We start from the raw sequence: 18409 nt of genomic DNA, 5'->3' as shown, positions 1-18409 counted from the left end.
CGCTTGCGGCGCTACGTTCTTGGTCAAGAAGAGCGCGGTAGCCAGGAAGCAGTTGAGGCCGCTTCTCTCGCCGCGATCCATCTGCACGCGCTACGGGAAGGTGACCTCTTGATGTGGCGAGAGAACCTTCCTGTAGAATTGAAGGCCACGACAAAGCAGCGGCTCATAAACGACCTGAAGGCGGGGCTGAATGCAGCATGGCCTCGCCTATCGGCCGAACAAAAGAAGCTAAACCCAACATTCCTCTCGATCGTGAAAGATGGGTTTAAGGCTGAGCGCATCGATGATGATGATGAGATATCTGTCGCCCGAGACAACCAGATCCTCCCGGATGCGCAGGTCGGCATCTTGCTTCGAGCCGCCCGCGAGATCGACGGTGAGCACGGATTTGAAGGCGATCTATATCGCATTGTCGTGTGTCTTGCAGCCACGGGCGCGCGATTCGCGCAGGTAAGACGGATGCGCGTCAGTGATGCACAGCGGAAAGAGCAGCGCTTGATGGTGCCAGGTTCCTACAAGGGGCGTGGCGGCAACGGCGGCTCTGTCCCGGTTCCGGTGGGAGAAGATGTCATCGAGGTCCTATCGCCTATTTTAAACCGCCCGAAAGAGGCGCCGTTGTTCGAGCGATGGAGCTACGAGCAGGAGGCCGGTAGTATCGTTTGGAGAAAGTCAGAACGCGGTCCCTGGAAGACGGCAGAGCTCAGTCGCCCGTGGCACGCCATCCGCGAGCGCGCACAGCTGCCGGAAGTCATTCCTTATGCGTTGCGGCATTCCAGCATCGTCCGTGGCTTGCGGAATCGACTCCCTATTCAGCACGTTGCTAAATTGCACAATACTTCCGTGAAGATGATCGAGCGGCACTACGCGAAATATATCTCGACAGCCTTAGAAGATCTCGCTCGGGCGGCTGTTGTACCGCTGGTTTCGAGGCTCGACGAAAATGTGGTCGGGCACGGATGATCAATAAGAGCTCTTGTCTTACGATAACACTCAATAGGCGAGTTTTCCTCCAAAACCGATCCGTAAGAGGCCTCTAGTCCAAAAGCGCTTCGCTGCCTTTTCGGGCAGAGAGTTAATTTATGATCATTCGGTATCCGGGTCGTCAGCTTCCGCATCTGTTCGCATGGCTGTCGTCAGCCGCGTATCTATCCGCGGTCGGCTGATGTCGCATTGACGCCAACAAGAGCAAACAGAGATTGAACAACGACTAGCCGACGGCGACCGATGGTCGTCGTGGTAACTCGACCATCCCCGATAAGTTCATAAGACTTAGTGCGCCCGAGACCTGTCACTTCGCAGGCCTCCGCGATGGTGCAGGTCAACCGCTGCGCAAACGGGAGGCGACTCAGATGGCGGGGCATCAACTCATCTGCGGCCGCACCACGTTCAATTTCGATACCGCTTTCGAGCTCTGGACCACGCCGTTTCAAGGTTACGCCTCCTTCGCAGTCGAAGGAGCTACATTGGGGCGAGCCGCATTCCACGTCAACGGAAGCAAAGAGCAGAATGGAGAGCCCTAGCGAACGACAGAAAACGTCGGAGAAGTCTAGGCTATGAAAAGCAACGGAGATTTTTCATAACTGATATCGACGTATAAGTTCAATGCCGGCCAGGGGCACCAACTAGGCTGTTCAAGCCCGTTCCAAAGCGTTCGCAACGGTCCGCGCCGTGCTCGGAAACCCTTGAAACATAGGCCCTTGCGCGTACATCGGTGTTCGTCATCGTTTGTTCTCATCCGCTCCCAGCCGTCCGATTTGTTGGTATTTTTGTTGGTACCGTGTTGGTATCGGGAGAACAAACGTTCACGGCGACTTTCGCTATTCCGAACGAAGGAATTGAGCAGATGGCCCGCAAGAACGATGGCGCGTGCGCCAACCCCAAGCAGATCCGGACCGACGTCGACTGCCGGGCCGCCCGACCGAAATTCGACAACGGCGCGTGGAGCCCGGCCAAGATTTCCGACGTGACCGGCGGCGGCCTCTATCTCTTCGGACAAGAGCAGGCCCGGCAACGCTGCCTCCAAGCTCTGGCGGATGGGCTACCGCTTCCACAACCGTCAGAAAACCTACTCTATCGGCCCTTACGGCACCGGCAGGGATGGCACGTTCTCGCTCGCCGACGCGCGGCGCGAGCGCGACAAGGCCAAAGACCTGTTCAAGGAAGGTAAAGACCCGAGCACCGAGAAGCAGCTCGCCAAGCACAGGCAGGCCGCCGCCCGGCCTTTCGAGCAATGGGCCGACGAGTGGCTCGCGAAGAAGAAGGTGGAGAAAGTCAAACGCGGCAGGATCGTTGCGGTGCGCGACCCCAAGACCATCGAGGTGCTTGAGCTGCGTGTCGGCTACGTCAAGGATCGTTTCGGCAAGCTGTGCAGGCAGGACATCAGGCGTCCGGACGTGCTCGCTTTCATGCGTTCATACGAAGCCGAAGGAAAGCTGGAACCCCGCGACCGCGTGCGCAGCATCGGTGAGCAAATCTGCGACTATGCCGACGTCGAAGGCGACGGCTACAATCCATTCCGCAACCTGAATGGGCAGATGATTGCCAACATTTCGACGCCGCGTCCCGGCGTCACCGAACCACGCGACGTGACGCGCGTCTTCAAGCTCATCAGCGCACCGTGGACGAGAGCGAGGTTTAGTGACGTCGTTGGCCTTGCCTTGCGCTTCGATGCGCTGACCATTCCCCGCCCCGGCATGGTCAATGAAATGGAGTGGAGCGAGGTCGATTGGGATGCCGAACGCTGGACTATTCCAGCCGCCAAAATGAAGACCGGTTGGGACCATGTCGTGCCTTTGTCACGGCAGGCACTTGCAATCCTGCGCAGCGTTCAGAAGCTGACCGGCCATCGCCGGTATGCGTTTTCCTGCTCGAAGGACGCGCCGCTATCAAACAACACGCTCAACAAGCGCTTGCGGCTGCTGGGCATTGACACCAAGACCGATTATTGTGCCCACGGATTCCGGACCACCTTCTCGACCCTGTCTCACCACGAAGAGATCAAGGACGCCAAGGCATGGGATGGCGATGTCGTCGAGCTGCAGCTCGCGCATCTCGACAACTCTACTGTGGAAGGTCTCTACAAGAAGCACGGACCGCTCGCACTGATCGGCTCGCGCACGAATCTGATGCAGCATTGGGCTGATCGGATCGACCACTGGCTCGATCCCAAGAAGGTGATGCCGATCAAGCGCGGCACGCCGGCCTGAGTCAGCTACAAGCTCGTGTGATGGTCGTCGACGCTTGTGCATCTCGTGCTGGAAGCGGATCGATTTGCCGCGGATCTCCACGAGCGCGCTCCTGATCTCGACAATGTCGCCGGTCGCACTTGAGGCGATGTCAAGGTCGCGAGGTCTGCCAGACGGAAAGCGAAATCTGCGGTATGGAATAAAGGGGCCACTATCAATTGATCTGCGCACTAGGCGTCGAACCTTTTGCCACTCCCGACTTTTCAAGAAGCAGTACGCATCGTGTACGATGGCGGCTTTCACGAAAGGCCCGGTAAACGGCGAACCAATAAGCGGCCAAAAAATAGGGGGTATGCTAGCTTCATCGGTTGCGTCACAGTGAGGTCTACGCTAGAGCAGCGCCAACTCGTAGGAGAAGACATAGATGCCGCATGCCTACAAGCCGAATGAAGACGTTCACCACCAGTCGCAAGGACCACAAGGTCGTGCCGCAACTGATCAGTCGATGATTTACACCATCGTTCGGCGTATGCCGGTTGAGGCAGACGGGCGGCTTAGATACCGCATCAAGAGTAAATCAGAGAATATTGAGCGAGTAGTTACGGAAGATCAGCTTTCGTATCCTCAATGATTCCGTTAGTGACTGTAGGACTCTCGTTGTGCTGAATGATCGAGAAAATATCCTGAACGCGCTCCGCGAGAAGCCGCTTAAAGTCTACGAAGTCATGAAACGCGCCAATGTCGCGAATGAGGAAACTTGCCAATCCCTCCTGTTGAAAATGCGAGAGGACGGCTTGGTGAAGTTCAATATCCATAAGGGGCGCTGGCTCATCGGATGATCCAAGAGGCGCAAGATCGTCGCGGATTTGCGTTATCTGGCCCTCGACGTTCCTCGCGTGTGGCCTTGAGATCAGCAGGCATAGGCGCCGTGATTCAAATCATTGCGCACGAAGGCATCGAAACTATAAGTACTTAAAAAGATGGTCGGAGTGGCAGGGTTTGAACCTGCGACCCCTGCGTCCCGAACCCGGTTATTGCTGCGTACAGCATTGAAAAAACGAGATTTTTGGTTCTATTCGCCGACGATTATCCCCGTTCGTTTCTGGCGTAGCCGGGGTTATTCCGGGGTTGGCCTTCCTGAGACTGCATTGATTTCGGCCGACGAAATTTCCGTTGATTGCGGGGGAGGCGCAACCACCGACATTCGCTTAAGTCGCGATTTGAATGCCCAAAGGGACGCTCAAGAATGCCTCTAGTCAAATGCGATGGCCACTGCCCTCCGAAGGCAAAGGTCACACGTTCGAATCGCGCCGGGCGCGCCATTTCGGTGCAAAACCACGAACATTTCCCTTCTCGATCTGTTTGCCCGCAGCAATGGCGGCTTAGCGGATATCCTTGCTGCCGAGGATCCGGATAGCCCGCTCAAATCCGTTGCCGATCTCAAGGGCAAGAAAGTCGCCTTGATAGATGGACGCAGCTGAGAAGTAGATTGATCACGAGAGGTCGTCAGCACCTATTGCGCGAAAGGATCTTCATAAAGGGTGCGCCCTACCGTTTCAGGCATGAAGCGGAGCGCGACCAGTCCAACAAGGCACGTCACCATCATGTAATAGGCCGGCATCAGTTCAATCCCGGTGATTGAGATGAGTCCGCTATTGATTGCCGGTGCCGTGCCGCCAAAGACGGATGTCGAGATGTTATACGCGCTGGCAAAGCCGGCGAAGCGCACATGGGTGGGGAACATCGCCGGAAAGGTTGCCGAAATGGTTGCGAGCTGCGGCACGTAGAGCAGCCCGAGCAAAATGAAGCCGATGCAGGCGCCGGTAAGGCCTGTGCCCATCAGCATGTACAAAGGGGTCACCAGCAGCAGCAGTCCGATCAGTGAGAAGCGCCACATCGGACGTCGGCCAATCCGGTCCGAGAGCCGGCCTGCAATTGGCAGGAACAGCATCATGAACAGCATGCCGAGAAGCGGCACCGCAAGCGCTTCGTCGGGCGACAAACCGATGCGGCGCTGAAGATAGGTCGGCATATAGCTAAGCAGCGTATAATTGACAACGTTGAGCGCAACGACCAGGCCGCCAACAACGAGCATAGGACGCCAGTGACCTCGCATCAGCGCAATCAGGCCTAGTGAAGGCCTTGCTTCGGTCGCGGATTCGTGCGCCCGGAACACGGGAGTGTCCTCCATCCTCGCGCGCAGATACATGCCGATAAGGCCCATGGGTGCGGCGACCAGAAACGGAATGCGCCATCCCCAGTCGTGCATCGCCTGATCACCTAGAAGAAGCGAGAACGCCAACATCAGGAATGCGCCTAGCGAGAAACCCGCCAGCGTGCCAAACTCGAGAAAGCTGCCATAGAAGCCACGCCGGTCATCGGGGGCGTACTCGGCCATGAATGTCGCGGCGCCGCCATATTCGCCGCCGGTAGAAAACCCCTGCACGATGCGGAGAAGAACAAGCAACAGGGGAGCCCAGAAGCCGGTGCTATCGTAGGAAGGAATGAGGCCGACGCATAGCGTTGCGCCCGACATCAGCAGGATCGTCAGCGCCAGCACGGATTTGCGGCCGAGCCGGTCTCCCAGCGATCCCCAGAATATCCCGCCCAGGGGCCGCACGAGGAACGAAATCGCGAACGTGGCCAGCGCGAAAAGCACTGCTTCTCCGGCGTCGCCGGGAAACAACGCGGCGGAAATGTAGGTTACGCCGTAAGCATAGATGCCATAGTCGAACCATTCCGTCGCATTGCCCATGGCAGAGGCGGCAATTGCGCGGCGCAGCGTGGCTTGGTCGACAGTTTGATCAGACACGGAAGCAGACGTCTTCACGATTTCTGTTCTCCAATTAGCGGGCGCCGGGCGTATTGGGGTCAAGCAAGGAAGCCATCGGCGTGGTGCGTGGGACAATCTGAAAGTCCTGCTGTTCGGGCGTGGGAACAGGAGCGGTCGCCGTCTGTCGCCACATTCCGAAGGCCGCGGTGCCGCCGGCGCAAAGGGCGATGAAAAGGAAAAGCCCGCCGCGGCTCCAGCCAGTCATCAGTATGGCGCCACCGATCGGCCCAAGCGCGGCTCCAATTGAATATAGCAACACCAGCCGCCCGCTTGCGGCGATACGCTGTGCCGCATGCAGGCGGTCGTTGCAGTGTGCGACGCATAGCGGATAGAGCGCAAAGCTGAGGCCACCGAACATCGCTCCCAGAATCAGCAGCAACGGGCCGGTCGACGAGAGGAGCGAGATCGCCAGGCTCACGCATAAGGTCGCCGCAAAACTGAGCACGATCACCTGGCGGCGATCGTAGCGGTCAGAGAGATGTCCCAGCGGCCATTGCAGGGCCACGCCGCCGAGAATCACGATCATCATGAAGCTGGCGGTTTGCGGCAGGTTCAATCCGAGCCGGCGCACCTGCACCGCGGCCAGCCCGTAGAATGCGCCCAACATTAAGCCGGTCGTTACTGCGCCGACAGTGCCGAGCGGTGAACTGGCAAACAGCGTCCGGATTCCGAATGCGGTGGCTTCGGCGGGTGGCGGGGCCGAGTTGCGTGTCAGGCAAAGCGGAATGATCGCGAGTGAAATCAGCATCGAGGCCCACTGAAATGGAACGGCGGGCAGGTCGCCGCCGGCGCCCAGCAACAACTGTCCAACGGCCTGCCCGCAATAGAGTGCAACCATGTAGGCCGCCAGAATGCTGCCGCGCGATCTCGCCTCGGCGCGCTCGTTCAGCCAGCTTTCGAGACAGACGAAGACGCCGGCGACGCAAAAGCCGTCGATCAGTCGTAGTGCAGACCAGAACAACGGGTAGGTGAACGGCACATAGCCAAGCGTGCTCGCGGACAGAAGGGCGACAAACGCTGCGAAGGCGCGGATATGGCCGACACGCCGGACAACACGTCCTGCTCGCAAGGCTCCGATCACGAGCCCGACAAAATAGGCGGTCGCCACCGCACCGATGACAATCGTGCTTTGTCCCGCCCGCTCGAGGCGCAAACTGAGAAGCGTCGCCATGAAGCCGCTGCCCGCCATCAGCATGAAGATCGCCAGAAGCAGACTGCGAACCGGGGTAATCGCCGCAAACATGGCGAATGCAACGCGCGCCCTCAGGCTGCGCGCCGGCCTTCCGTTTCCTCGTCGTCGACCTCTGCCAACGCGCGGTGCAGAGCCTGGACGGCGGTATCGAAGTGGGCGACGTCCACAACGAATTGAACATCGACGCTACGGATCTGGTGCTGCATCGCGATTACATCGACACGTGCATCATTGATGCGCCCGGAGCGCATCGAATACCAATCCGGGCTTTGCGAGGTCGCTTCCGATGATCGAGACCATCGCGACACCTTGGGTGGAAATCGATGCATCGAGATAACGATGCTGAAGATCGGGGAGGATGCGCGTTATCGTTGCCGAACCGGTGGACAGATAGTGTGTGATGGTGTTCGCATTGGACGATTTGCTGACGATCCACGCGTTGTGGCGCGTCGGCACCTCAAGCATCGCGGCGCCATATCCTTTTACGCCGACCATATCCTGTTCGAAGAATTGTAGCGCCTGCATCCTCCGGATGCCGGTGACGATTTCGACGCGTGGGGCGTCGGAGACGTAGGCGCTGCTGATGAGCGTCCCTTCGTCCTCGCAGTCAAATGTATTGCGCGCGCGGAGGGGAATATTGGTCTGGCGCAGTCCACGTCCGGCGCCAGGTTGAATTGCCTCCATCCCCAGGTTGGCGAGCTGATCGGCCACGTCGTAGTTGGTGCGGCCGATCTTGCGCGTCTTGTCGGTCCCGACCAGCTTGGGATCGGCGCTCGAAAGGTGAAACTCCTTGTGAATGATCGCCTCGCGCGCGCCGGTGAGGACGGCGATCCTCGAAAACGTCATCTCTGAATAGCCGCGGGAATAGCGGCGGACCATGCTGACGTCGCACCCCACATAACCAGTGACGATCGGCATCGTGATGTCGATCCCGGCCGAGGTGCCTGCTTCGCGAATACGATCGTCGAGGCTGAGCTTGGCATGCTCGTCCCATAACGTCAGGTCGACAAAACGCGCGTTAATGCCGCGGTCGCGCAGCAACAGTGCCGTGCTGTGCGCACTGTGCGCCCCACCGAGGCCGGCCAGTAGCTCGCGGATCGTGATGAGTTGTTCCTTGACGCAGAAGCGGCCATGGCCGCGCAACCGCGCAAGATCGTCGAGACGGGCAGCTATGGAGTCGATTCGATTGTCGACAAAACTGTCGGCTTTCGCCTGGCTATCAGGCCGGGTGAACATCGTGGCATTGTGAGCATGCATGGCGGTGCGCACCTCGGCCATTGCCTGGCGCCATCCTTCCGCACCGTCGTCGGCAACAAAGCGCGCGTAGACACCGGGCTTGCCGGTCCTCTTGTGCGCCAGCAGCAGGTCCGTCATCCCGGCATAAGCCGAGACGACGAAGGCACGATTGTAGAGGTCCGCCCCGTTGCGCCCCGCGATCAGGACGTTGTCGAACAACGTGCCGGTCGCGACCATGGATGTGCCGCCGATCTTCTCGACGCTATGACAGCCGCTCATACGAGAGCGTCTTCCATCAGTTGGCCGGGCCGCGGCTCCAACGGCTTGGGCTCGCCGCGCGCGGCGACGAAGCTTAGTCGCGGCTTTTCCGCGCCGAACGGCGCCTGCAACCGGTTGCTCACGGCGTTGTAGACGAAGAACGCATTGGCCCGAGGGAACGGCGTGATGTTGCCGTTCGATCCATGCATGGTGTTGCAATCGAAGATCACCACCGTGCCCGGCTTGCCGGTTGGCGCCACGATTCCATGCCGCTGCGCCAATTCGGTCAGGCTATGCCTGTCGGGCACGCCATATTCCTGCTTTTTGAGCGACGTGCGATAGTGATCCTCCGGCGTCTTGCCGATGCAGGTCAGGAAGACGCGGTGCGATCCCGGCATCAGCATCAAGGGGCCGTTGTCCGGCGTGTTCTCAGCCAGCAGCACCGACATGGAGAGCGCCCGCATGCGCGGCATGCCGTCTTCCACATGCCAGGTTTCGAAGTCGGAGTGCCAATAGAACTCCTTGCCCTCGAAGCCGGGTTTGTAGTTGAGGCGTGACTGATGGATATAGACCCTGTCGTTCAGCAGGAACTGTGCCACGCCGGCCAGCCGAGCATCGGCGGCAAGGCGCTCGATAACGCTGCTCTGGGCATGGATTTCGAAGATCGAGCGGATTTCGTCGCTGCCCGGCTCGGTAATAATCGTCTCCGGGTTGAGACCTTTGGGACTCGATAGCAGCGCTGTGGCTTGCTTCTGCGGATAGGCGACTTCCTCAGGCGAGAAGACATCCTCGAGCATGAGGAAGCCATCGCGGTCGAACTGCTCTGCCTGCTGCCGGGTCAGTGGCGAGCGCTCGCTCCAGTCGCCATGAACGACGGGATCGAGGCGTGGAAGCATCTGCGCTTCCGAGGTGAGCCGGGACGGATAGACATTTGTCACAGCGTTTCCCTCCTTCAGTGGTTTCAGGAATTGACCGCCGCTTTTTGCGCCACGCCGACATCGGCCGGGTAAGCGCCGGTCTCGTCGTGCACTTCCTGGCCGGTCACCGGCGGATTGAACACGCAGGCCGTCAAGATATCGGTCTCGGGGCGAACGATATGCTTGTCGTTCTTGTTGAGCGCGTACATGACGCCCGGCGCGAGCTTGTGCGTTTCACCGGTGCCGAGATCCTCGATGGTGCCGGTCCCCTTCAGCACGAAAACCGCCTCGAGATGATTTTGGTAGTGCATCTTGAGTTCTTCGCCCGCATACATCGTCGTGATGTGAAAGGAAAACCCCATGCCGTCGCCCTTGAGAAGAAGGCGCGCGCTGTCCCAGCCTTTCGATTTGACGAGACGGTCGGTCTTGCGAATGTCGCGAAGTTGACGAACGATCATTGTTCTTTCCTTTCGTTATTCGGCAGCTACGCCGTAGCTCCCGGTTAGCACCGTGCGGACGGTTTCCTCGAGAATGTCGAGGCCGGCCGAGAGAGCGGCGTCATCGATGATGAGAGGCGCGAGCACCTTGAGGATTTCGTCGTGTGCGCCGCTGGTCTCGATGATGAGCCCGGCGGCGAAACAGGCACTGGTGATGGCTGCGGCGGTTTCGCCGGACCCGACATCGATGCCACGCATCATGCCGCGGCCACGCGTCGAAAGCCCGAATTCGGCGGCGATGGCATCCAGGCGCTGCGCGAGCAGTTGCCCCTTGCGCTGGACATCTTGCTCGAAGGCATCATCCTTCCAGAACTTCCGCAGAGCCGCGGTTGCCGTGACAAAGGCGTGATTGTTGCCGCGGAATGTGCCGTTATGTTCGCCCGGCGACCATTGATCCAGTTCAGGCCGGAACAGGGTCAACGCGAAAGGAAGCCCCATGCCGGACAGCGATTTCGCCATGGTGACGATGTCGGGCATAAAGCCCATGCCCTCGAAGCTGAAGAACTTGCCGGTGCGCCCGCATCCGGCCTGAATATCGTCGACGATCAGGAGCGCGCCGTGGCGTTTTGCGATCTCGGCGATTGCGCGGAGCCATTCCGGCGACGCGGTGTTGAGCCCGCCTTCGCCCTGAACCGTTTCGACGAGGATCGCAGCCGGCGCATCGAGCCCGCTGGACGGATCGGACAGCCGACGTTCCAAGAGCGCAGCAGTGTCGACATCCGGGCCGTGATAACCATCATAGGGCTCGTGGCTGACGTGGTTGAGCGGCACGCCGGCGCCGGTGCGCTTGGCGGCATTGCCGGTGCAGGCCAGCGCGCCGAGCGTCATGCCATGGAAGCCGTTCGTGAACGCAATCACCATTTCACGGCCGGTCACCTTGCGCGCCAGCTTGATCGCCGCCTCGACCGCGTTGGTGCCGGTTGGTCCGGTGAACATCGCGCGGTAGTCCAGCCCGCGCGGCTTCAGGATCAGTGACTCAAATGCTTCGAGGAATTCCGCCTTGGCGTCGGTGTGCAGGTCGAGCCCGTGCGTGATGCCGTCCGCCGAGATGTAGTTGATCAGCGCTTGCTTCAGCGCAGGATGATTGTGTCCATAATTGAGTGTCGAGCATCCGGACAGGAAGTCGAGATAGCGTCCGCCTTGGTTGTCATACATCCAGACATTGTCGGACCGGCTGAACTGACGGGGTATCGCGCGCGCGTAGCTCCGCACGACGGATTCGCGGCGTTCATAGATGGAACGGTCAGGAATGCGGCTGGTCGGTTTTGGTCGCGTCTGGCGAACAAGCGTGGGTGTGGTCATGTCGTCCGGTCTCCTGATCTTGATTCCGGGAGTGTCGGCTTGGTAGCGGGCCGATGCGGGCCAGCCATTCAGTGGTATGCGCACCAGCGAAATGCGTATCGCGCTCGAACACCGCGCTTCTTTTCAGCGAAGCGCCCCACGCGCGGGCCAGTCCGTTGAACAGGGCCCATGACGGTGCGTTGTCGTCCGTCACCGTGGTAATGAGGTGCGTGACACCCTCAGCGAATGGCCGGTCCAAGAGCGCGTTGATCATGCGCTGGGCGAGACCGTTGCCGCGTGCAGTCTTCGCGACCGCGACCTGCCAGACAAAGAAGCTGTCCGGTTCCGACGGCGGACGATAACCGGAAACCCACCCCAATATCTGCCCGCCACGCTCCGCAACGATGCAGGAGTCCGCGAAGTGCGTACACTGGAGGAGGTTGCAATACGCGGAATTCGAGTCCAGCGGGGCGCAGGCCGCAATCAGACGTGTGACTGCGGGGCCATCCATGGCGGTCGGCTTTCTCAACCGGAACACTCCGTTGGGGGCAGCGTTCGAAAATCGCTGAGGGAACCCATCGGAAGTGACAGCCGCATGACCGATATTTTCTTCGTTTTCCGAATTAATTGCTTCGATCTCCGAATGATATAAAGTCTACCTCCCCATGGATTAGATAGCAACGATGCGATTTATAGTCACATCCCTGCATTGCAAGTCGATGTAATTATTTCGTTTTCCAAATGAAAATTAAAGAAATTGAAGGATTGGGCGACGATTCGCTTCGGCGCAGCCGCAGCGCTAAGAAAAGGCGCATGACATCAGAGATCGCCTCACTGACGCTGCGTGCCCTGCGACGGGTGCTGCGGGCCACCGAGATCGGCAGTCGTCAATTGGCTATTGCGACCGGCCTCACGACGTCGCAATGGCTCGTGCTGCGCGAGGTTGACGCCCGCGAGAAGACGACGCCGGGCGTCATTGCCCAGGCGCTTCAGTTCAGTCAGGCAACGATCACGACAATTGTGGACCGGCTTGTGACGCTCGGTTTGGTCCAGCGCCAGCGTAACGCAAACGACAAGCGCCAGTTTCTCCTGACCGCGACGTCAATTGGCAGGGAGACCGTTGCTAACGCGCCTGACCTGCTCCATCTGACATTCACGGATCGCTTTATTCAATTACCGCAATGGGAGCAGGCCATGATCCTTGCCGCGGTCGAGCGGTTGGCCATGCTCATGGATGCGCAGAATATCGATGCTGCGCCATTGCTGGACAGCGGTGTTATTGATCGATCCCAACCCAAATAGATCAATGTCCTCTGAGTAGTGGTCGTCAGGTTGAGGCTTGGATCGGAAGGTTTTTGGCGTCGTCCTGATGGATTGGCGCCAATTCCGCAGCAGGAATATGATCTTCTCCGCGCGAAATTGTTTTTTCCATCTCGAATCCCCCGGGGAGGGCGTGCGGTAGTACTCGGTCGCGTCATCGACGCGGCCGCGCGTTGTAATTAGCGTAAGGAAAATTACAGCGAAATTTCAATGATATACGAGTTCGCCGCAAACTCGTAAATGATGCGAGGCGACCAGCGGTTCGCGCTCCCACATCACCGCCTCGATACGGAAGTGAACGGCAAGCGCCCGGCCGAGGCGCTGAGCGACGCGGTCCGCAATCAGCCGCCCGGGCCTCACGTTGTTTTGCGATGAGATGCATACTCTTGCCTTGACGACGGCCTTGGCTGCTGCACCACGGTCATCCAATCGGCACATCAAAAAAATGAGTCCGGGCGGCGATATCGCCGACTTGCATCCCGCTCGCCGCAATATCCCGTGAAGATCCTTGGCCGCCGGGGCCCGCCCCGTTGCGCCATCCCGGCCGGCCCGCCGGGGACGCCGCTTGTTGCGTCTTGCTACTTTCTGTCCGCTATCCCGGATTCCTCGGCGGCGCTAGGGTTGCAATCGTCAGCTTTGGACCCAACCGGGCGGCGCGATTCCAAGGGAGGACCGACGATGACCAGCAACGTCAGGATTACTGCCGTATTGGCGGCGCTCGGATTGTCCTGCAGCGCCGGGGGAGCTCAGGCGGCGGATTGTGGGACTATCAATCTCGGCGCCGCGCTTTCGGCCACCGGCATCTACGCTTCGAACGGCAATAACACCAAGAAGGGCTACGAGTTCGCGGTCAAGAAGATCAACGACGCCGGCGGCGTAAAGATCGGCGACAAGTGCTATGATTTCAAGATCACCTATTACGACGACGAGTCGACGCCGGCGCGAGCCGCGCAGTTGGTCGAGCGGCTGATCGGCCAGGACGATATCAAGTTTGTGCTCGGCCCCTACAGCTCGCCGATGACCAAGGCGATCCTGCCGGTCACCGAAAAGTACAAGACCCCGGTGGTGCAGGCGGAGGCGGCTTCGCGCTCGCTGTTCACGCAGGGCTACAAGTATCACTTTGGTATCGTGGCGACCTCGGAGAAATATCTCACGCCTGTAATCGACATGGCGGCCGAACAGGCCAAGAAGGCGGGCAAGGATCCGTCAAGCGTCAAGGTCGCGATGATCTTTCAAGACGATTCATTTTCGCTCGACGTTCGGCAGGGCGTTGCCGACCTGATGAAGAAGTACAACATGCATGCGATCATCGATGATCGCATGCCGAAGGACCTCAACGACCTTACCGCGTTCTTCACCAAGGTGAAGGCGGTGAAGCCGGACGTGCTGTTGATCTCGGGGCACGAAAAGGGCGCCGCGACCGCAGCTCGCCAGATGGGCGAACACCATACCGACGTGCCGCTGATCGGCGTCACGCATTGCGAATCGGCCAAGGTGGCGCAGGACTTCCCGAAGATCGCCGAAGGTTTCGTCTGCCCGACGCAGTGGGATGAGACCATGAAGGCGAGCGATCCACTGTTCGGGACAGCGATGGACTACAACAACCAGATCAAGGCCGTGCATCCCGAGTACAAGGCCGTGCCGTACCAGACCGCACAGGCAAGCGTGGCGATCTATGTCTGGAAGGACGCTTTCGAGCGAGCCGGCTCGCTCGACCAGGAGAAGGTCCGCCAGGCGCTGATCAAGACCGACATGCCGACCTTCTACGGCCACGTCAAGTTCGCCGAGGATGGAAGTAATCCAGGCAAGACGATCGTGATGCGTCAGATCCAGGACGGCAAATTCGTCGTGGTGGCGCCGCCCGCGGTGGCCGCCGGACCGGTCGTCTATCCGCGCGCCGTGAACTACTGATCGCAGGGGACGCTGACACCTGGCTGCCGCGAATCCTTGCGGCGCCAAGGGTTAAAGAGCTGATCCGAAAATGGGCCTGCCCCGGCATCGCGCCGGGGAGGCGCCGATGTTGGGAACCGCGATCAACACGACGCCTGCGGGCGACCTTCCGATCGCATGGAACCGAGGCTGAGCGATGCAACAGATCATCGGCAACATCACCGTCCTCGAGGCGGCCCCGATCCTGAACCTCGGTTTGCTGATCGACGGACTGCTGATCGGGGCGATCTTCGCACTCGCGGCCTACGGCCTCGCACTGGTCTGGGGCGTCATGAATGTGAAGAATCTCGCCCAGGGCGACTTCATCATGACGGGCGGCTACATCACCTGGTTTCTCGGCAATCACGGCCTTCATCCGCTGCTCGGATTGCCCGTCGCCTGCGTGGTGCTGTGGTGCATCGGGTGGCTTTTGTACCGGGTGGTCGTGAGCAAGGTCATCACACGCGACCTGTTCACCTCGCTGCTCGCCACCTTCGGCATCGCAATCGTGATTCAGCAGGGGCTTAATCTCGCATTCGGACCGGACACGCAATCCGCGCAGGCCGATCTGCCGACCTGGGAGCTCGCCGGCGGCATGATTACCATCCCCGCCACGCGAGCCATCGGTTTCGTTTTCGCCGCCCTGCTGGCGGTCGCGGTGATTGTCTTTATGAAGCGGAGCCGCATGGGGCAAGCCATTCGCGCCACCGCCCAGGATGCGCGCGCCGCGCGCGTTCTCGGCATCGACACCGAGAAAGTCTATTCCTTCACCTTCTGCCTTAACGCGGCGATCTGCGGGGCGGCCGGCGCGCTGGTCGCGGTGGTCTGGAACGTACAGCCATTCATGGGGACCACGTATTCGATCCGCCTCTTCGTGGTGGTGACGGCCGCTGGATTCGGCAACCTGCCTGGGGTCATCGCCGCGGGGTTCGGGATGGGCGTCTTCGAGCAATTCGGCGGCTTCATCCTGGGCGCCCAATACCAGCAGGCACTCATCGTCATGCTGCTACTGATTGTGCTTGCCGTCCGCCAGTTGCAGAACCTTCACCTGCGCCAGGCAGTGCAATGAACTCCGCGAGGCTACAACCACTTACCTATTGGCTGCTGCTGCTCATTGGCGTCGCGGCGCCGATGTTGTTTCCAGACTATACCAACCAGATCGCCGTGCTCTGGCTGATGATCGTGTTTGCGCTGACCTGGGACATCCTCGGCGGCCAGATGGGCTACAATTCGCTTGGCAACATCTTCTTCTTCGGCGCCGGCATGTACGTGTCCGCCGTGACCCAGATCGGGCTGTATTACGACGTTGGCATGTACACCTCGGCGGCGCGCACCACGCATATCGCGTTCAGCTACTCGCAATACTTCACGGGGTTCGCGCTCGGGACCGTGACGGGCGGCCTCGTGTCTGCGGTGCTGGCGATCGGCGTCGGCTCCTTCGTTTTCGGGCTACGCGGACCCTACTTCGCCATCGGCACGCTGGGCATCGCGGTCGCGGCCGCCGAATTGGTCTCATCCTGGGAATGGGTCGGAGCAGCCAGCGGCATCTCGCTGCCGGTATTCCCCGGCGGACCCGAGACGCAGAAGCTGTTCTTCTATTTTCTGCTGTTTGCCCTGTCGTTCATCCTGCTTCTGTTCCTGCGCTGGCTCTATTCCACGAATTTCGGACTCGCCATCAACGCCATCCGTGACGACGAGGAGAAGGCGGAGGGGATGGGGCTGCACACCCGCGGCTACAAGCGCACCGCGCTGGTCATCGCGGCCTTCTTCCTCGGACTGTCCGGCGCGATCTTCGGAAACATGACCGGTTTCATCGAGCCGCGCGACATCGCGTTTCCGACCACCACCTTCAACATCTTCATGGTGCTGATGGTGCTGCTCGGCGGCAAGGGCACGCTATGGGGTCCGGTGGTCGGAGCGGTGGTGTTCCACGTCATCAAGGAGGTGACGTGGACCTACTTCCTCGGCTGGCAGTACGTCACCCTGGGCCTACTGATCGTGATTATCGTGGTGTATTTCCAACAGGGTATCGTCGGCTGGGTGATGGAGAAATATCCGGAGCGGTTCGGCATCCAGATCGCGCCAAAGGAACCGGAAGAAATACCGCGCACTGCAGGACTGGCGACGCAACCCGGAGGTGCGGAATGAGCGTCCCGATCATCGAGGTCGAGAATGTCAGCAAGTCGTTTGGCGGCGTGATCGCCAACCGCAGTGTCTCGCTCAGTGTGCCGCGAGGCGGCATCACCGGGCTCATCGGGCCGAACGGTTCGGGCAAGACCACGCTGTTCAATTCGATCGTCGGCTACCACCCGATCGACTCCGGCTCGATCCGTCTCGAAGGCCGGGAGATTTCCAAGCTGCGCGTGCAGGAGATCGCGCGGCTTGGCCTGTTGCGCACGTTCCAGGCGACGCGCATTTACGGCAAGATGAATTGCGTGCAGAACATGCTGATCTCTATCCCTCACCGCAAGGCGGGCTTTTTCGACATGTTCGCCAGCGAGCGCGGCGAGGTCGTGGAGCGAGCCGAGCATCTCCTGGCCTTCGTCGGACTCTACGACAAGCGTTTCCTGCGCGCCGGCTCGCTGTCCTTCGGCCAGCAGAAGCTTCTGGAATTCGCCATGGCGTTGATGAACGAGCCGACCGTTCTGCTGCTCGACGAGCCGACTGCCGGCATCAACCCGACGCTGATCAACGGCCTGATCGAGCGGCTGAAGCGCGCCAACACGGAGTTCGGCATTACGCTGTTCATCATCGAGCACAACATGCGCGTGATCATGAATATGGCCGACGTGATCTATTGCCTCGCGCATGGCGAACTGCTGACCTCCGGCGAGCCCGGTGCAATCCAGCGCGACCAGCGCGTCATCGACGCCTACCTGGGAGCGCACTGATGAGCATGTCCGGCGAAGCCCGGTTCGGCGGTGTCGACAGCGTCATCTCCGTCGACGAGGTGGCCCGGCAAGCCAGGGCGATCGCCCGCGAGGTCAGCATCGATCAGCTCGACGCGCTCGCCGGCACGAAGCCGCGCCTTGCCATCGAAGGATTGCACGCCGGTTACGGACAGATGGAAATCCTGCACGGCTTCAACCTCCGGGTCGGCAGCGGCCAGTCGCTGTGCCTGATCGGTCCGAACGGCGCCGGCAAATCGACCGTGCTGCATTCGATCTTTGGCTTTACCCGGATCTACTCCGGAACCATCTCGACAGAGCGGGACGGCCGCGCCGTCAATGTCACCCGCCTGTTGTCGAGCGAAAAGCTTCGCTCGGCCGGCATCGCCTACATTCTGCAGGACAAATCGGTATTCCCCGGCATGACCGTGGAAGAGAACCTGTGGATGGGGGCCTATCTGATGGATCGTGCGGCGGAGGCCAGGCGCGCCGCCGAACGGGTGTTCGACAAATACCCGCGGCTCGCCGCGCGCCGCAAACATCCGGCAAAGGTGCTGTCGGGCGGCGAGCGTCGGTTGCTCGAAATCAGCCGGGCACTGGTCATGGACCCGCAGGTGCTACTTGTCGACGAGCCGTCGATCGGGCTTGAGCCGCGCTTTATCGACGCCGTGTTCGAAATCCTGGGCGATCTGCAGCACAAGGAAGGCAAGTCCATTGTCATGGTCGAGCAGAACGCGAAGAAGGGCCTCGAATTCGCGGACATCGGCTATGTGCTGGTCTCCGGTAAGCTCGCGCTTGCCGGCAAGGCCCGGGACCTGCTCGCCGATCCAGACGTCGGGCGGCTATTCCTCGGCGGCTGACCGGCTGCGGGAG

General features: G+C 60.1%; 17 protein-coding genes and 1 pseudogene. 9 read left to right on the top strand and 9 right to left on the bottom strand.

Annotated elements, in window-relative coordinates:
- The first annotated feature begins 3 nt into the window (after positions 1-3).
- Positions 4-960 (top strand): tyrosine-type recombinase/integrase, encoded by a 957-nt coding sequence (locus J6497_RS15635; protein ID WP_376708214.1) that lies wholly within the window; start codon positions 4-6, stop codon positions 958-960.
- Positions 961-2033: 1073 nt separating this feature from the next.
- Positions 2034-3206, top strand: coding sequence for a tyrosine-type recombinase/integrase (locus J6497_RS15630; protein WP_249793582.1), 1173 nt, complete (start codon positions 2034-2036; stop codon positions 3204-3206).
- A 213-nt stretch (positions 3207-3419) separates the two neighbouring features.
- Here J6497_RS15630 and J6497_RS41965 read toward each other — a convergent pair.
- Positions 3420-3545, bottom strand: a pseudogene (locus tag J6497_RS41965) (DUF1353 domain-containing protein); the annotation flags it as partial.
- Between the two features lie 64 nt (positions 3546-3609).
- Between J6497_RS41965 and J6497_RS15620 the strand changes: the two are divergent.
- Positions 3610-3816, top strand: a complete 207-nt coding sequence (locus tag J6497_RS15620) for a hypothetical protein (RefSeq protein ID WP_225705152.1) — start codon at positions 3610-3612, stop codon at positions 3814-3816.
- Positions 3817-4698: 882 nt separating this feature from the next.
- On the opposite strand, the gene J6497_RS15615 is transcribed toward J6497_RS15620, so the two are convergent.
- From J6497_RS15615 to ectA, 8 genes are read right to left on the bottom strand one after another with little or no spacing between them, the layout of a single operon-like run.
- Positions 4699-6060 carry an MFS transporter gene (locus J6497_RS15615; protein ID WP_225705151.1) on the bottom strand — a complete coding sequence of 454 codons (1362 nt, stop codon included), beginning with the start codon at positions 6058-6060 and terminating at the stop codon, positions 4699-4701.
- Positions 6032-7261 carry an MFS transporter gene (locus J6497_RS15610; RefSeq protein ID WP_225705150.1) on the bottom strand — a complete coding sequence of 410 codons (1230 nt, stop codon included), beginning with the start codon at positions 7259-7261 and terminating at the stop codon, positions 6032-6034. Before J6497_RS15610 ends, J6497_RS15615 begins: the two co-directional genes overlap by 29 nt.
- A 20-nt stretch (positions 7262-7281) precedes the next feature.
- Entirely contained in the window at positions 7282-7416 is a 135-nt protein-coding gene (locus J6497_RS41250) for a hypothetical protein (RefSeq protein ID WP_283844544.1), read from the bottom strand.
- A 22-nt stretch (positions 7417-7438) separates the two neighbouring features.
- Positions 7439-8725 carry an aspartate kinase gene (locus tag J6497_RS15605; protein ID WP_225705149.1) on the bottom strand — a complete coding sequence of 429 codons (1287 nt, stop codon included), beginning with the start codon at positions 8723-8725 and terminating at the stop codon, positions 7439-7441.
- On the bottom strand, positions 8722-9642 hold the full coding sequence (gene thpD / locus J6497_RS15600; RefSeq protein ID WP_225705148.1) for an ectoine hydroxylase: 921 nt from the start codon (positions 9640-9642) through the stop codon (positions 8722-8724). The genes J6497_RS15605 and thpD overlap by 4 nt, the downstream gene beginning before the upstream one ends.
- 23 nt (positions 9643-9665) lie before the next feature.
- Positions 9666-10079, bottom strand: coding sequence for an ectoine synthase (locus tag J6497_RS15595; protein ID WP_225705147.1), 414 nt, complete (start codon positions 10077-10079; stop codon positions 9666-9668).
- Between the two features lie 15 nt (positions 10080-10094).
- Complete coding sequence (gene ectB, locus J6497_RS15590) at positions 10095-11420, bottom strand: diaminobutyrate--2-oxoglutarate transaminase (RefSeq protein ID WP_225705146.1); 1326 nt, start codon at positions 11418-11420, stop codon at positions 10095-10097.
- The gene (gene ectA, locus J6497_RS15585) at positions 11362-11937 is read right to left on the bottom strand and encodes a diaminobutyrate acetyltransferase (RefSeq protein ID WP_225705145.1); all 576 of its coding nucleotides are present in this window, start codon (positions 11935-11937) and stop codon (positions 11362-11364) included. The genes ectB and ectA overlap by 59 nt, the downstream gene beginning before the upstream one ends.
- A 203-nt stretch (positions 11938-12140) precedes the next feature.
- On the opposite strand from ectA, the gene J6497_RS15580 reads away from it, so the two are divergent.
- The 6 genes from J6497_RS15580 (at position 12141) to J6497_RS15555 (ending at position 18396) form a co-directional block, all read left to right on the top strand.
- Entirely contained in the window at positions 12141-12701 is a 561-nt protein-coding gene (locus J6497_RS15580; protein WP_225705144.1) for a MarR family winged helix-turn-helix transcriptional regulator, read from the top strand.
- A gap of 696 nt (positions 12702-13397) precedes the next feature.
- The gene (locus J6497_RS15575; RefSeq protein ID WP_225705143.1) at positions 13398-14630 is read left to right on the top strand and encodes an amino acid ABC transporter substrate-binding protein; all 1233 of its coding nucleotides are present in this window, start codon (positions 13398-13400) and stop codon (positions 14628-14630) included.
- Between the two features lie 175 nt (positions 14631-14805).
- Positions 14806-15717: a branched-chain amino acid ABC transporter permease gene (locus J6497_RS15570; RefSeq protein WP_225705142.1), complete on the top strand. Its 912-nt coding sequence runs from the start codon at positions 14806-14808 to the stop codon at positions 15715-15717.
- Complete coding sequence (locus J6497_RS15565) at positions 15714-16796, top strand: branched-chain amino acid ABC transporter permease (protein ID WP_225705141.1); 1083 nt, start codon at positions 15714-15716, stop codon at positions 16794-16796. Before J6497_RS15570 ends, J6497_RS15565 begins: the two co-directional genes overlap by 4 nt.
- Positions 16793-17539 (top strand): ABC transporter ATP-binding protein, encoded by a 747-nt coding sequence (locus J6497_RS15560; protein WP_225705140.1) that lies wholly within the window; start codon positions 16793-16795, stop codon positions 17537-17539. The genes J6497_RS15565 and J6497_RS15560 overlap by 4 nt, the downstream gene beginning before the upstream one ends.
- The gene (locus J6497_RS15555) at positions 17539-18396 is read left to right on the top strand and encodes an ABC transporter ATP-binding protein (RefSeq protein ID WP_225705139.1); all 858 of its coding nucleotides are present in this window, start codon (positions 17539-17541) and stop codon (positions 18394-18396) included. Before J6497_RS15560 ends, J6497_RS15555 begins: the two co-directional genes overlap by 1 nt.
- Positions 18397-18409 lie beyond the last annotated feature (13 nt).

Source organism: Bradyrhizobium cenepequi, from assembly GCF_020329485.1.
Lineage (GTDB): Bacteria > Pseudomonadota > Alphaproteobacteria > Rhizobiales > Xanthobacteraceae > Bradyrhizobium > Bradyrhizobium cenepequi.
The sequence above is the reverse complement of the archived record's forward strand: the minus strand, read 5'-3'. Positions and strand labels throughout refer to the sequence as shown.

Excerpts from the sequence above, each read along its gene's own strand:
- J6497_RS15630 (WP_249793582.1), top strand. The coding sequence starts at position 2,034 with ATGGGCTACCGCTTCCACAACCGTCAGAAAACCTACTCTATCGGCCCT.
- J6497_RS15620 (WP_225705152.1), top strand. The coding sequence starts at position 3,610 with ATGCCGCATGCCTACAAGCCGAATGAAGACGTTCACCACCAGTCGCAA.
- J6497_RS15610 (WP_225705150.1), bottom strand. The coding sequence starts at position 7,261 with ATGTTTGCGGCGATTACCCCGGTTCGCAGTCTGCTTCTGGCGATCTTC.
- J6497_RS41250 (WP_283844544.1), bottom strand. The coding sequence starts at position 7,416 with ATGCAGCACCAGATCCGTAGCGTCGATGTTCAATTCGTTGTGGACGTC.
- J6497_RS15605 (WP_225705149.1), bottom strand. The coding sequence starts at position 8,725 with ATGAGCGGCTGTCATAGCGTCGAGAAGATCGGCGGCACATCCATGGTC.
- J6497_RS15595 (WP_225705147.1), bottom strand. The coding sequence starts at position 10,079 with ATGATCGTTCGTCAACTTCGCGACATTCGCAAGACCGACCGTCTCGTC.
- ectB (WP_225705146.1), bottom strand. The coding sequence starts at position 11,420 with ATGACCACACCCACGCTTGTTCGCCAGACGCGACCAAAACCGACCAGC.
- J6497_RS15580 (WP_225705144.1), top strand. The coding sequence starts at position 12,141 with ATGAAAATTAAAGAAATTGAAGGATTGGGCGACGATTCGCTTCGGCGC.
- J6497_RS15575 (WP_225705143.1), top strand. The coding sequence starts at position 13,398 with ATGACCAGCAACGTCAGGATTACTGCCGTATTGGCGGCGCTCGGATTG.
- J6497_RS15570 (WP_225705142.1), top strand. The coding sequence starts at position 14,806 with ATGCAACAGATCATCGGCAACATCACCGTCCTCGAGGCGGCCCCGATC.
- J6497_RS15565 (WP_225705141.1), top strand. The coding sequence starts at position 15,714 with ATGAACTCCGCGAGGCTACAACCACTTACCTATTGGCTGCTGCTGCTC.
- J6497_RS15560 (WP_225705140.1), top strand. The coding sequence starts at position 16,793 with ATGAGCGTCCCGATCATCGAGGTCGAGAATGTCAGCAAGTCGTTTGGC.
- J6497_RS15555 (WP_225705139.1), top strand. The coding sequence starts at position 17,539 with ATGAGCATGTCCGGCGAAGCCCGGTTCGGCGGTGTCGACAGCGTCATC.